The organism is Dokdonia sp. Asnod2-E02, from assembly GCF_045063915.1.
In the GTDB taxonomy this organism is placed as follows: Bacteria; Bacteroidota; Bacteroidia; order Flavobacteriales; family Flavobacteriaceae; genus Dokdonia.
Map to the genome: position 1 here is coordinate 82088 of NZ_JBEFNX010000005.1, position 14046 is coordinate 96133.

The window sequence follows — 14046 nt, forward strand, 5'->3', positions numbered from 1 at the left end:
TGTTGATGAAAACTGACACTAGTTGTATTACCAGTTCTTTTAATTTTATTCTTGTTCTAAGTTAATAATTAACCTACGTTTCTTAAAAAGGTGCAGCGGTATCTTTAGGACCATCAGGTAAACTCCATCGCTGGCGAGCGGTTACACTTTCTAAAGCAACATCTTTAATGGTGTCGCTGTTGCTAGTATTTCCGTAGCTGCTTGTACTACCACGTGGTATTTGCATACGGTCTCCATATAACCACACTACTAAATTACTACGTTGCCCGCTTGTAATGGGGTGTGTTGCGTGTGGGACATTACCTCTATGGATGATGGCTTTACCCGGCTCAAAAATAGCTTGTACCGTTTTTCCTGAAGCTTTATCATAAAAATCAACCTCAGATCCTGTAAACTTTTCATCTGGTAAGTTGATATTGATATTCAAGGTAGCTGCAGAGGCATCGGTATGTGCGTGTAAATCCTTGTCCTTATCTGGATTGTACTGGATAGAAAAACCAAAAGTCTGATTATCATAACCGTAAGTTCCTAATAACAAACGCGCTATAGGACGCATAAAACGATCCATCATAACATTATAAAATGCCTGAAAATTAGGTACTGCCAGATGACCTTCAGAACGAGGGTCTAACATCATTCCATAACGATTTAATTGTATACCATAAGGTGCACGTTTTGGCACTCCAGAGTTTGCTACAGCTTCTAGATAGTTACGAAAATCTGCTAAACGATCTAGATCAAAAAACTGTGCTACATAAACACCAGGTATAATTTCTTCCCATAAATCGGCAACAGCAGATTCTTTTTCTGGGTTTTCCCAAGCGTCTTTAATGGCTTGTCGTAAACGTGGGTCTAGCAAGGTTTCATCAGGAATTAATACATCATCTTTGTTTTCTATTTCCCATTCTGCCCAAGCAGCTTCTAGTAATTTACGATTTTCGTTCCAAAATTGAGAAACAGATGGATCGCGTCTTAATGATAATTCTCGTGATGGTACTTCTAAAGCACGAGCTTCTGCAAGTGCATTTGTATGTTCTATGGTACTCATAATATTATGTTTTACATATAGCTACTGCTATTCTATTTTATATTTATAACAGAACTGCGTACAAAAGGCTGTTGGCTTTGGTGGTTAAAATGGTGGTTGTTATGAAAAGCAAAGTTCTGTATTTTTTTAACCTTAAACACCTATAAAATAGATGTTTAAGGTTTAAGTCCTGCCATAGTAAGCCTATGGATGAGGTCTTAGTTAGTTACAACTACTTTACCTATTGCTTTACCACTCTCTAGTCTTGCATAAGCATCACCTACATTATCTAGCGCAAATGTGCTGTCTACTAGAGGTACTAGTGCTTTGTCTTGTGCGATATTGCTTAGTTCTTTTAAAATCGCTCCGTGCTCTTCTCGCTTGTAGTTGTGTAACATAGGGATGAGCATAAACACAACGTGTAGTGATAAGCCTTTAAAGTGTGCTGGAGTAAGATCTAGGTTGCACATAGATACTGTAGTAGCTATTTGTGCATTAAGTGCTGCTGCCTCAAAAGACTTCGTAAGGTTATCTGCACCTACGGTATCATAAATAAGGTCAAAACCTGCACCATCTGTATATTTTGCTACATATGATTCAACCGTTTCTTCTTTATAGTTAATTGCCGTTGCTCCATAGCCTTCTATAATTTTTTGTTGTTCTGGTCCTCCACAAGTAGCATATACATCTGCCCCAAAGTGAATAGCTAGTTGTACCGCTACGTGGCCTACACCTCCAGATCCACCTTGTACAAGTACCTTTTGTCCTTTTTTAATCCCTGCACGCATTAACCCCTCATAAGCAGTAATTGCTACAAGTGGTAGTGATGCCGCCTCTGTCATAGATAAGTTGGCAGCTTTGTGAGCAATAAGTTTACTGTCTGCCACGATATATTCGGCTAGCGTACCTTGTAAGTCGGCAAGGCCACCTACACAACCGTATACCTCGTCACCTACTTTAAAGTCATTTACACCTTCACCTACTGCTTCTATCACTCCTGCAAAGTCCATTCCTAATATAGCTGGTGCTGCTGGTGATAAAGGTAGGTCTGACCCCATCTTGCGAATCATTGTGTCTACCGTGTTCACACTAGAGGCTGCAATCTTGATACTCACGTGACCTGAAGTTACTGCTGGTTTTGCTACTTCGCTTGCTGTGAATGCGGCATTCTCACCGTATTCGTTTATAATCATTGCTTTCATATATGCTTTCTTTTTATAGTTTGTGTTGTGTGATTTTTTTATTGTATTTCTTGAAGGTCTAATAACATTCCTTCCCAGTTTTTCTGATTGTTGTGGTCAAACTGAGCTCCATTTTCATCTGCGATGGTAAAACGTTTTATCGCCGGAGTTCTGCTAGTTGCTTGATAAAGTTGATAAGCTTCCTCTTTTAAGGCCTCTTTTATAGGTAGATCTATAGATGCATATACGGCACGTTTACAAGCTGTAATTGCTTCTGCAGGAAATTTTGATATGCGTGTGGCAAGTGCGTCTACATATGGTCCTATTTCATCTGGGTCTAGTGCTTTGTTTATCGTACCATAATGCTCTGCTTGGTCTGCATCCCAGTCTTGTGCACCTAGAATAATCTCTAGTGCTTTACCAAGACCTGCTTGTCGTGCCATACGTGATGCGCCTCCTCCACAAGGAAGAATACCCATACCTACTTCCATCTGCATAAACTTAGCGTTTCCTCTAGCTGCAAATCGCATATCTAGCGCTAGAGCCATTTCGTGTCCACCACCACGTGCAAATCCTTCTATTTTTGCGATAGTAGCTTGTGGTAAGTTGCTTAAACGTTCTAAAACCACTTGTAGATCTAGTAATGCCACTTCATCTCTGTGTACCGCCTCTGTAGACATATCTCTTAAAAGGTTGGTATCGTAATGACATACCCAGTAATCTGGATTTGACGATTCAAAAACAACTACTTTAACGCTTCTATCTCTCTCGAGACGTAGTGCAAGGCTGTTGAGGTCTGCTAGCATTTCTTGTCCTTGTACATTTACAGGGCCAAAATTAATTGTTACGGTGAGTACGCCTTCTGTTTGTGAAGCCGTAAATGTTTGGAAGTTTTTGTAATCCATCTTAGTACGTTTTAGTTTGTGAGTTTGTTTGATGATACAAATGTAGTGGGATAGCTCGCTGGTCTATTTGTATATAAAATGGTTAATTAGGTATAAATAAAGGTTGTTGGGTGTATTATGATAATTTTAACGCTATAAAACCCTAAATTTGTCCCTAAATCATACTACTATGCAAGTATTAGAAGCTTATAAACCTTTTGAAATACAAGAAATGGAGTTGTCTGAGTGGAAACAACGCCCAGTTAAAAACAACTTTTTTGAACTTGTACTTATTGAAAGTGGAGAGGGTACGCAGTGTATTAATTACAACTTTTACGATTATAAAAAGGATAGTATCTTTTTACTACCTCCCTTAAAGTGTCATTCGTTCAATATAGAGAAGCGTACAAAATTTGTCTTTTTAAAGTTTACAAATTCGTTTTTCAAAAGCTCTAATAAGATGACGCTGGATAAGTCTGAGTGGTTTAAAGAAGCCGCCTACATCTTATCTAACTACAACCAGCTGCCTGGCGATATCATTAAAAGTGATGCAGATAGGGAGCATCTCAAACAGCTTACTGCAATTATTTTAAGAGAGACTAGAAACTATGGAGAGGTCTCTGTATCGCTTATCTCAAGTCTTATGGTAAGTATTTTAGAAGTGGTTATTAGAAATATAAAAAAAGGGAGTCACTATGAGATTGTAAATACAACAAGTGATGATAGAGCAACAAATATGCTCACCTACATCAACGAGAACATTGCAAAAAGTGAACTGCTTAAAGTAGATAGACTTGCAGAAACATTTATGATGTCTGCCACCTACGTAAGTGAGTTTTTTAGAAAACAGGTAGGGATGTCTTTGCGTGAGTATATTATGAAAGCCAAACTTAGACTAGTAGAGATACGTCTTCTCAATTCAGATTTTACCCTTACTGAAATCGCAGATGAGCTAGGCTTTACAGATGTAAGTCACCTCTCAAAAACATTTAAACGCTATACAGGCACTTCTGTAAGAGAGTTTAAAAATGCTGGGGAGTATATGCTACTTAAAAGAGCCTCTTGTGCTGTGAGTGCTTAAGATGTACTCGTTTTTTATAACCAATCAAATATTAATGTATGAGTGGAGGAATACTTTTTGAAGCAATTATATTTCTAGCCGGTGCCGTGATATGTGTGCCACTAGCAAAAAAACTAGGACTCAGTTCTGTAATAGGATATTTACTAGCCGGGATGCTCATAGGACCTTATATTTTAGGTTTTGTAGGGCAAGAAGGGCAAGATATACTTGAGTTTGCAGAGTTTGGCGTAGTGGTAATGCTCTTTATTATAGGGTTAGAGATCAAACCAAGCAGCTTCTGGGAGATGCGAAAACTCGTTATAGGTATGGGGAGTATTCAAGTATTTGGGACGATGCTGCTCACGTATGGCATTCTGTACCTAGCTGGCGTAGATTGGAAAATTGCACTTACCAGTGCAATGGCAGTTTCGCTATCATCTACAGCGATTACTTTACAAACAAATAAAGAAAAAGGATTGATGGAAACCACCTACGGTACTTCTTCATTTTCTATTCTGTTATTTCAAGATATTATTGTCATTGTAATGCTTGGTGTGTTACCCCTTTTATCTAATGTGAGTGATGCTACTACAGCAAGTGAAGGTGGTCACGTGAGTTTACTTGATGACCTGCCTCTAGGACTGCAAGCACTGGCTATTCTATTATCTATCGCTATTATTATAGTAGCGGGTAGGTATCTTATTGTCCCTATGTTGCGCTTAGTAGCAAGGTCAAAGGTGAGAGAGCTACTCGTAGCCTCTGCTTTACTTATAGTAGTGGGTATCTCGTTTCTTATGGAGTTAGTAGGGCTCAGTCCTGCTCTTGGAGCCTTTTTAGGCGGGGTCGTTCTGGCTACTAGCGAGTTTAAACACGAGCTTGAAAGTACGCTAGATCCTTTTAAGGGATTATTACTAGGCTTATTTTTTATGGCAGTAGGTGCCTCCATAAATTTTATTGTTATTGCCGAAAATCCTTTATTGATTACCGGTCTTGTGGTGGGTGTCATCCTTGTGAAGGCAATTGTATTGCTCATCACGGGATTAGCCTTTAAGCTTAAACTTGACCAGCGATTACTACTTATTGTAGGACTAGCACAAATAGGGGAGTTTGCCTTTGTATTGTTATCCTTTGCTTTCCAGCTCAATATATTTGAGAGAGAGCAGCTAGATATTATGCTCGTGGTTACAGCCCTCACAATGACTATTACACCTGTACTCTGGATTGTAAACGAGCGCCTTATTTTACCCCGCAAAGGAACTAAAGAACAAGAAAAAAGACCTATGGACGATATACAGTCTAGCCATAAGGTGTTACTCATAGGTTTTGGTCATTTTGGGAGTACTGTGGGTAGATTTTTACGTGCCCACGGTATAAAAACTACAGTACTTGATCTAGACTCAAATAGAGTAGACTTCTTGCGTAAAATGGGGTTTGAGGTATTTTATGGTGATGCAAATAGAATGGATCTTCTTGAGTCTGCTGGTATTGCAGAGGCAGATTACCTTATTTGTGCCATAGATAATCCAGAGCTGGTACGACGTATTGTAAAAAAGGTAAAGGATAAGTATCCTCACATTAAACTACTCGTGCGCGCCAGAAATAGATATGATGCTTACGAGCTTCACAATATGGGAATCGATCATATTTACAGAGAGTCCCTAGATACATCTGTAAAGATGGCGAGTGATGTATTGCACTTTATGGGCTTTGATCGAGAGGCTACAGATGAGCAAGCAGCCAAGTTTATACAGCTGGATGTAGATAGTTTGAAACGTCTTGCAGTAAGCCCAAAAGACGAGAAAGAATACATCTTTAGAGCAAGAAAGGAAATTGCACAACAAGAGGAGTTGCTTAACAGTGACCTCCATATGGGAAGCAGTAGCCTGGGAGGCAAACGCTCATAAAAAAAAGCCCATCATAACGATGGGCTCAACTAGCAGACTAACTAAACAACTTAGTTAAAAGTTGTTTCGCCTTCATTAGGGTTATAGACATAGTTAAATGTGTAGTATCTACTCGCGTCTGTCTGTGGGTCTGGACTGGCAGGTGCATCTTGATAGTAGCTCAGTATCTCAACTTTTGCATAGTTACCCTCTGTAGTTTTAAATACAAGTATTTGTCCTGGTATGGGAGAGACCACGTTGTTTTGAAAGTTGTAATTGTACCATCCATTATCACTTCCTGTAGGGATAGCAAACTCGCTTTCTGAGTCTTGTGTAAACGTAAGACCTTCTGCTGTAGTCACATTATCAAAAGTACTAGTAATGATAGCTGCTGCCGCATCACCAGTGCGTGTAGGCTCATCATCTGTACCTGTTGCTACGCCACCATTTACAGCAATGGTAGTACCTCTAAAGGCAATATCCCATTCTGTATCACTTGTCGTGATTGCTCCTGTCTCAAAGTCAAATTTTGTAAAATCACCTCCTATAGGTGCTCCTTGTCCGCCCGTTTGTGGCGCATATAGATTACTTACTTGCTCTGCCTCAACAGGGCCGAGTGTAACCGTAGTATCATCATCGCTGCTGCAAGATGTAAAAGCAAGGATAAAGAGGGTTGCTAGTGTAAAAAAGTTCTTGTTCATTGTGTGTGTATTAAATGGTTAAAATTGATAATTAAGTGAGGCATACCCTTGTATGCCTGGTAAAGTTGGGATGTTACTATCTTTATAATCAAAGAGGTTATTTGCTCCTACTTGAAGCGTGAAGTCATTATAAAATGTTTTTGACGCAGCAACATTGGTCGTTAGGTAACCATCTACAAAGCTGGTGTCGTAGCGATCTATTAGGTTATTACCGTTTGTGTCAAACTGTGCGTACTTACTGCGGTAGAGTAGGCGTGCATTCATAGCTATATCTAGCGATGGGATGTTATAAAATAGCTTTGCATTTGCATTATGCCGGGATCTATTTATGAGTCCAAAATGGTCTTGCTCTTCTATAACAACCGTCTGGTTAGTCGCTGGGTCTCGTGCAAAAACTTGTCCATCTCGCACCGCCTCCCTGTTTGCATTGTTATATGCATACAGCAACTGGTATCCCGCACTAAGACGAAGATCTTTTGAGAAGGTGTAGGTCGCATTAAGCTCAAAACCTGTGGTAAATACCTTATCAAAATTTGCGTAGCTAAAGACATTTTGACCATTTTGTTTTCTAGCAATAATGCGTGTATCAATCAGATTTTTAAAGTCATTTCTAAAGCCGTTGAGCTCTGCATTCCACTTTCCTTTTTTATAGGTGACGCCTAGGTTGTAACCTACAGAACTTTCGGCGGCGAGCGGTTGTGATAAGTCATCTTGAGAGATGAGTACATCTAGTATCTGGTCTTGATCTTGCAGTTCTTGAAGCTTACTTAACGCCACATTATAGCCCAATACGGTGTAACCTACGGCCGCATTTGTAAAATCAAAGTATAGCTGTCTAAAGTCTGGCGCTTTAAAGCCATACCCCACAGAGCCCTTAATGGCAATAGCATCTGTAGCCTCGTAGCGTAGGGCAATTTTTGGACTAAGTTGATTACTATATTCAGAGTGATTATCATAACGCAATCCTGCTATAACATTCAGTTTGTCTAGGGGTGTGGTGTCATATTGTGCATAGATGTATTGCGAGTTAAAACGTACTGTCTCGTCAAAAAAGGTACGATCTAGCTGGTCATACTGTAAGCCTATACCTGTTGTGAGTGATCCCGCTTTCGCGAAAGCGTAATTACCACGTACCTCTGGCCGCCATAATTTCTGGTTAAAGTCATTATCACTAAGCACTCCTGCCGAAATAGGGTCTTGTAGCAACTCCCTCGCTTGATAGTTTGTGTAGTAAAGTTCATAGGTAGTAGTGAGTGGGGAATCAAATTTTTGATCTAATTTGAGATGGGTGTTATACTCACGCTCGTCTGTATCACCCTCGTAGCGCACATTATCTACCGTAAGGCCAGCTTCCTGCTCTTGATCATATAATCTAGCAGAGCCAAACAATGAAAGCTTGTCACTAAAGTCATAATACACACGACCATTTACAGTGTAGTTTACAAATGGATTTACGGTCTGTCCTTCATTTTCTGGTGTGAGATCATAACCATTGCTAGAGTTTCGGTTTGCAAACAGGGCATATCTCAATTTTTCAAACCCCTGCTTGATGCTGGCTTGCACGTCTTGTGTGGTATTTGAGCCTATGCGATAGGTCACATCACCATCTAGTTGTTCTGATGGTGGCTTTTCTGTAATAATATTGATAACTCCGCCCAGCGCCTCAGAGCCGTAAAGGCTACTAGAGGGACCTTTTACCACTTCTATCTGTTTGATATTGCCTACGGTGAGCCTACTCAAATCAAAGTTTCCGGCACTACGACCCACTAGTGGAACACCATCTATAAGGATAAGTATATAGTCTGATGAGATTCCTTGTATTTGCACCCCTTCAAAACCGCTCTCATCTGCAATGGTGATAATACCTGTTTGCTCATTAAGTATCTCTTGTAATCGTAAACTTCCAGATTGCTTTATGGTTTTTTGTGAGATTAAAGTTGCGGGTAGAGGGAGGGAAGATAACTGTCGCTTGGTGCGAGTAGCTGTGAGGATCACTTCTTCTAGTTCTTCTGGTGTTACAGCCTCTGGTTGCTCTTGAGAAAAAAGTGTTTGTGAGGTTATAAGAAGTACTAAGCTTATTGCTAGTGTTTTAGGGCTCATTTTATTTAGATTGATTCTTAATAGTGAGCAAATATAGTATTTATTGTTATTTAGATTTAATAAAAATAACTATTTTTACACCACAAATTATTTAACAACATACCTATCAGATGAAAAGAATATTATTTACCCTACTTATAATAAGTATAGGATTACAAACCACAGCACAGACTAATAAAAAGGAGCTCGATAAAGAAGCTATAAAGAAGATGTGCGGCTGCTTTGAAGTGACTTTTAACTTTGCAGAGACCTTTACTTATAGCAATGACTCATTATATAAACCTTCAAAAAATAAGGTAAGCAAAGGACTAGAGTGGGCGCAACTCGTTACAGATAAGGAGAATCAAATTGAGATACAACACTTATTACAAGTAGGAAGCCCAGAACAACCTATGATTGTAAAACACTGGAGACAAAACTGGCTTTATGAAAACACAAACCTCTACTCGTACAATGCAGATAATGTATGGACTTACGAAAATAAAAGTGCAGATGAAGTAGCTGGACAGTGGACACAAAAGGTATATCAAGTAGATGATAGTCCGCGTTATGAAGGCTCTGCAACCTGGGTACACGTAGATGGTAAGAGCTACTGGGAGAATACCGCAAATGCACCTTTACCTAGACGAGAGTATACTACTAGAAGTGACTATAATCTTACGGTACGTGGTAATCGCCAGGAGATTACTCCTTATGGATGGGTACACGATCAAGATAATAGTAAGGTAGTGCGCACCGCAAACCAAGAAGATCAAGTAATAGCCAAAGAAAAAGGATACAATACCTACAAGCGCGTAGATGATAGTAAATGTGCTGCCGCTGCACAGTGGTGGGTAGATAACCAAGAAAAATGGGCGCTTGTGCGCACTAAATGGGATGAAGTTTACAACAAGAACAAAGACCTACATCTAGAGCAAAAGGTAGATAATAAAGTACTATACAAGCACCTTTTTGGCGAAGGATATGAAGATCAAAAAAGTATAGACCAACTTATAGAATCATTTGTAAAAGAATAATTATGAAAAGAGCACATAACATATTACTACTGGCTATTCTTCTAGCAAGTACCCTAGTAAACGCACAAGACGATAACATTTTTCTAAATAGAGATTTTTGGAAAGGTGAAGTCACAGTAAGTACCGTCTCACAAAAAATAAAAGAGGGTAACGACCCAGCAATGCTCAATGCAAACGCCTTTGACGCTACGGTGTATGCACTACTTGAAAAGAAAGATGTAGCTGTAATTAAATATCTCCTCGCACAGCCAGGTAATGACGTAGCAAAAAAGACACACGACAGCCGTATCTATTTACACTGGGCTGCATATGCGGGTGATGTTGCGACTGTAAACTATTTACTTAACGAGGGGTCTAGTACAACAGCACTAGACAGCCATAGTTTTACTCCGCTAGCTTTTGGGATTAATGCTGGGCAGGTTCATCCAGCCATCATTGATGCTTTTGAAGATGCAGGCGTAAACCTCACCGCTCAAAAAAGTGATACCGGCGTAAACTTACTTTTACTCGCAGCACCATCATTAAAAACAGATGCAGATCTTGATTATTTTTTAAACAAAGGTTTTGATATAAATGCTACAGATACTAATGGGAATGGCATTTTTAACTATGCCGCAAAAAAAGGAAATATTGATTTTCTTAAAACCCTTTTAGCACGCGGTGTGGTTTATAAAGAGCTTGCCAGTGATGGAGGTAACGCATATATGTTTGCAGCTCAAGGTGGTCGTGGTTTTAGTAACTCACTAGCCGTTTATGAGTATCTACAATCGCTAGGTCTTGAGGCAAATGTAGTTACAAAACAAGGTACGACACCTTTACATCGTCTTGCGTATAGCAACAAAGACGCAGCTATTTTTAACTTCTTTATAAATGCAGGCGTAGATGTAAACCAGAAAGATAAAAGTGGTACAACTGCCTTTCATAATGCTGCTGCCAGAAATAATCTTGCAATCCTGCAGTTACTCGCAAAGCAACTTACAGATATTAATACAGTGAATGATAAGGGGCAAACACCTCTTATGCTTGCTGTAGGAGGTAATGATATGAGCGTTGTACAATATATACTAGATAATGGTGGTGACGCTTTCGCGAAAGATAAAGTCGGTAACTCACTAGCATCATACCTTGTACAATCATATAGGGCTAGGAATCCAAAAGTTTTTGAAAGTAAGCTTGCTTTGTTATCAAAAAAAGGAGTGTCTCTTACCACTACACAAGCCGAAGGAAATACACCATTACATCTTGCAGTCTTAAAAAATGATGTAAATCTTGTAAAGCAGCTTCTCGCATACAAACCAGCCATTAATGCAAAAAACAGTGAAGGACTTACCGCACTGCACATTGCAGCAATGAAGGCAAAAGACGACCGTCTTATGAAGTTGCTTATAGCAAGTGGTGCAGATCACAAAGTAAAAACAGATTTTGAAGAGTCTGTACTAGACCTCGCTACCGAAAACGAACTATTACAACAAAATAATATCCCTCTAACATTTTTAAAATAATGAAAAGTATCTATAAAATCATACCAGCCCTGTTACTCACGGGGCTTTTATTAAGTGCGTTTACTACAGCAACTACAAAACCTGTAAAGTGCCTTATCCAGATGACTAACTATAGTGGAGAAGGAGCCTACCTTGTAGTATCGCTTCTAGATCCTACTGGTGCGTATCAAGAGACACTTTATGTGCAAGGTAAAGACAGTGAGTGGTATAGTGAGATTACTGCCTGGTGGCAATTTTATGGGAAGCGCCGTCCTAATATAGATGCAATTTCTGGGGCTACCATAAGTGGTGGTGAGCGCACAGTGACTGTATTACAAATACCAGAAGATAAAATTGATCAAGGTTATAGTTTACGTTTTGAAACCTCTGTAGAAGATCAAGAATATTATGAAGATGATATTCAATTTGAGCTTACTTCAGAAAACCTGAAAGCCAAAAAAGAAGGTAAAGGTTTTATACGCTACGTAAGAATGTTACCTCAGTAAGATACCTATGACCCTCTCCATCTGGCGATATAGTCACTTTGTACTAGCCTTAGTTTCATCTTTATTTTTACTCGTCGCAGCTATAACGGGTGTTATACTTGCGGTAGAGCCTATTGCTCATCAAGCAAAAGGATATGATGTACGCGAGCTAGATAGCATCTCACTAGGCACTACAATAGGTGTAGTTAAAGAAAACTATGATGAGGTTTTTGCCCTAGAAGTAACCACTGCCGGATTTGTAAAAGCGGCCGTGCTTACCTCAGAGATGGAGACGCAAGATGTCTACATAGATGCGCTTACGGGTGAAACCCTTGCCATTGTACAAGAGCGCCCTTCCATCTATAGCTTTGCGACTAACTTGCACAGATCACTGTTTTTAAAAACCCTAGGGCGTGTCTTTGTAGGTATAGTAGCGCTATTATTACTCGTTATAGCTCTTACAGGGTTTCTATTGCTTATACAGCGACAAGGTGGCCTAAGAAAGATATTTGCTAGAGTTCATAAAGATTACCCAGAGTTACGATATCACGTCTTGCTTAGTAGGTGGTTTATCATCCCCATAATTATAATTGCTTTTACAGGCGTCTATCTCTCTGCCGAAAAGTTTGAATTAATACCTACTCCACAAACAGAAGTAGCGGAGTACACCCCTCAAGATAATGCTGTGAGGTATAATCGTGTTACTGAGATACCCTTTTTTAAAGAAATAATGCTCAGTGACGTGCGTGAGGTGGCTTTTCCATTTTCTAGTGATCCAGCGGAGTATTATGAGATTGCACTTTCAGATAAAGAGGTTTATGTAAATCAAGCTACTGGTGAGATTGTAAGGAGTACTACATATCCATTTATAGAAGCTGTATCTAAGATAAGTTGGGTATTACATACCGGAGAAGGAACCGTCTTATGGTCTATCGTACTACTACTGGCTAGTATTTCTATTTTATATTTTATGTACTCGGGTTGTGTAATGAGCATAAAACGACTGTCAAAGAAGGGGAGAACGCTCAAAATGCCAGATAAGGATGACTGTGAGTATATCATTCTTGTAGGTTCGGAGACAGGTACAAGTCACTCATATGCACGCGCGCTGTATCAAGATCTTACTGCAGGCGGTAAAAATGTGTTTATGACGATGCTTAACTCGTATTCCGCTTTCGCGAAAGCGCAACATATCATCATTTTTACATCTACATATGGAGAAGGTGAGGCACCTACAAATGCCAGAAAGTTTATAAAAAATTTTAAAACCATATCACAACCCAACGAGATTGCTTATGCTGTGGTAGGTTATGGCTCACGTGAGTATCCAGACTACTGTAAGTTTGCCATACAAGTAGATGCACTTTTACAAGCTCAAGCCGGTTTTATACCACAACTGCCGTTACATAAAATTAATAATGGAGATGTGGCTCAAGTAAAAGAATGGGGTGCACAATATGGAAAACGTATAGGTGTAACATTACCGCTAGACACTAAGAAAAAAGTAAAAAAGGCAGCCGCTTTACAAGACTTCAAAGTCCTTAAAAGAACTGCATTAAATGTAGATGAAACCTTCATTATTACCCTACAGCCCGTAACAAAGACCTCATTTACATCTGGCGATTTATTTGCAATCACACCACCAGATACAACAGTCGCTAGGCAGTACTCTATTGCTAAGGTAGAAGACACCATAGTTTTAAGTGTAAAAAAGCACAGTATGGGTAAAGGGTCTTCTTATTTATACAGTCTTAATGAGGGTGCTATTATTAAAGCAAGTATAAATCATAATAGCCCCTTCCATCTACCTAAAAAAGCTAGGCAAGTGGTAATGATTGCAAATGGTACTGGTATCGCACCTTTTATAGGGATGCTAGATACAAAAGCACCTACGGAGTTTTACGTGTTTTGGGGAAGTCGTACAGCGGCATCTACTGCACTTTATGATGATTACCTCTTAGAAAAGTATGCAACAAACCCACGTGTACATTTTTATAAAAGTCACTCCAGAGAGGGAGACAAGCAATATGTGCAAGATGCTTTAAGAGTACGTCGCGACATTCTCCTAAAAGCGATTGAGGATAAGGGCGTCATAATGATATGTGGATCGCTGGCGATGCAAAACGATGTACTTGACCTTCTAGAAGAAACGCTTGCTCAATACGGCACAACAGATATTGCAAGCCTTAAGGAGTCTGGACAGCTAAAAACAGATTGCTATTAAAAAC

At 39.5% G+C, this 14046-nt stretch carries 11 protein-coding genes; 6 read left to right on the plus strand and 5 right to left on the minus strand.

The genetic code is table 11. From position 1 onward, the window contains the following. Window positions 1-82: 82 nt before the first annotated feature. From ACJJVM_RS00365 to ACJJVM_RS00375, 3 genes are all read right to left on the minus strand, one after another. The gene (locus tag ACJJVM_RS00365; protein ID WP_405210395.1) at window positions 83-1048 is read right to left on the minus strand and encodes a 2OG-Fe(II) oxygenase; all 966 of its coding nucleotides are present in this window, start codon (window positions 1046-1048) and stop codon (window positions 83-85) included. A gap of 197 nt (window positions 1049-1245) precedes the next feature. After that, on the minus strand, window positions 1246-2220 hold the full coding sequence (locus ACJJVM_RS00370; RefSeq protein WP_405210396.1) for a zinc-dependent alcohol dehydrogenase family protein: 975 nt from the start codon (window positions 2218-2220) through the stop codon (window positions 1246-1248). A 47-nt stretch (window positions 2221-2267) separates the two neighbouring features. Then, window positions 2268-3113: an enoyl-CoA hydratase/isomerase family protein gene (locus ACJJVM_RS00375; RefSeq protein WP_405210397.1), complete on the minus strand. Its 846-nt coding sequence runs from the start codon at window positions 3111-3113 to the stop codon at window positions 2268-2270. Between the two features lie 169 nt (window positions 3114-3282). Between ACJJVM_RS00375 and ACJJVM_RS00380 the strand changes: the two genes are divergently transcribed. Beyond that, window positions 3283-4173 (plus strand): AraC family transcriptional regulator, encoded by an 891-nt coding sequence (locus ACJJVM_RS00380; protein ID WP_405210398.1) that lies wholly within the window; start codon window positions 3283-3285, stop codon window positions 4171-4173. Between the two features lie 38 nt (window positions 4174-4211). Further along, window positions 4212-6056 carry a monovalent cation:proton antiporter-2 (CPA2) family protein gene (locus ACJJVM_RS00385; RefSeq protein WP_405210399.1) on the plus strand — a complete coding sequence of 615 codons (1845 nt, stop codon included), beginning with the start codon at window positions 4212-4214 and terminating at the stop codon, window positions 6054-6056. A gap of 50 nt (window positions 6057-6106) precedes the next feature. On the opposite strand, the gene ACJJVM_RS00390 is transcribed toward ACJJVM_RS00385, so the two are convergent. Together ACJJVM_RS00390 and ACJJVM_RS00395 are read right to left on the minus strand one after the other, a co-directional pair. Next, a complete protein-coding gene (locus tag ACJJVM_RS00390; protein ID WP_405210400.1) occupies window positions 6107-6736 on the minus strand; it encodes an HmuY family protein in 630 nt (209 codons plus the stop codon). Between the two features lie 18 nt (window positions 6737-6754). Then, window positions 6755-8836: a TonB-dependent receptor plug domain-containing protein gene (locus tag ACJJVM_RS00395; protein ID WP_405210401.1), complete on the minus strand. Its 2082-nt coding sequence runs from the start codon at window positions 8834-8836 to the stop codon at window positions 6755-6757. 110 nt (window positions 8837-8946) lie between these two features. Here ACJJVM_RS00395 and ACJJVM_RS00400 point away from each other — a divergent pair, with 110 nt between their 5' ends. From ACJJVM_RS00400 to ACJJVM_RS00415, 4 genes are read left to right on the plus strand one after another with little or no spacing between them, the layout of a single operon-like run. Then, complete coding sequence (locus ACJJVM_RS00400; protein WP_405210402.1) at window positions 8947-9852, plus strand: DUF6607 family protein; 906 nt, start codon at window positions 8947-8949, stop codon at window positions 9850-9852. Window positions 9853-9854: 2 nt separating this feature from the next. Continuing rightward, entirely contained in the window at window positions 9855-11354 is a 1500-nt protein-coding gene (locus ACJJVM_RS00405; RefSeq protein WP_405210403.1) for an ankyrin repeat domain-containing protein, read from the plus strand. Next, entirely contained in the window at window positions 11354-11839 is a 486-nt protein-coding gene (locus ACJJVM_RS00410) for a DUF2271 domain-containing protein (protein ID WP_298351139.1), read from the plus strand. The genes ACJJVM_RS00405 and ACJJVM_RS00410 overlap by 1 nt, the downstream gene beginning before the upstream one ends. A 7-nt stretch (window positions 11840-11846) precedes the next feature. Next, the gene (locus ACJJVM_RS00415) at window positions 11847-14042 is read left to right on the plus strand and encodes a PepSY domain-containing protein (RefSeq protein WP_405210404.1); all 2196 of its coding nucleotides are present in this window, start codon (window positions 11847-11849) and stop codon (window positions 14040-14042) included. The last annotated feature ends 4 nt before the right edge of the window (window positions 14043-14046 follow it).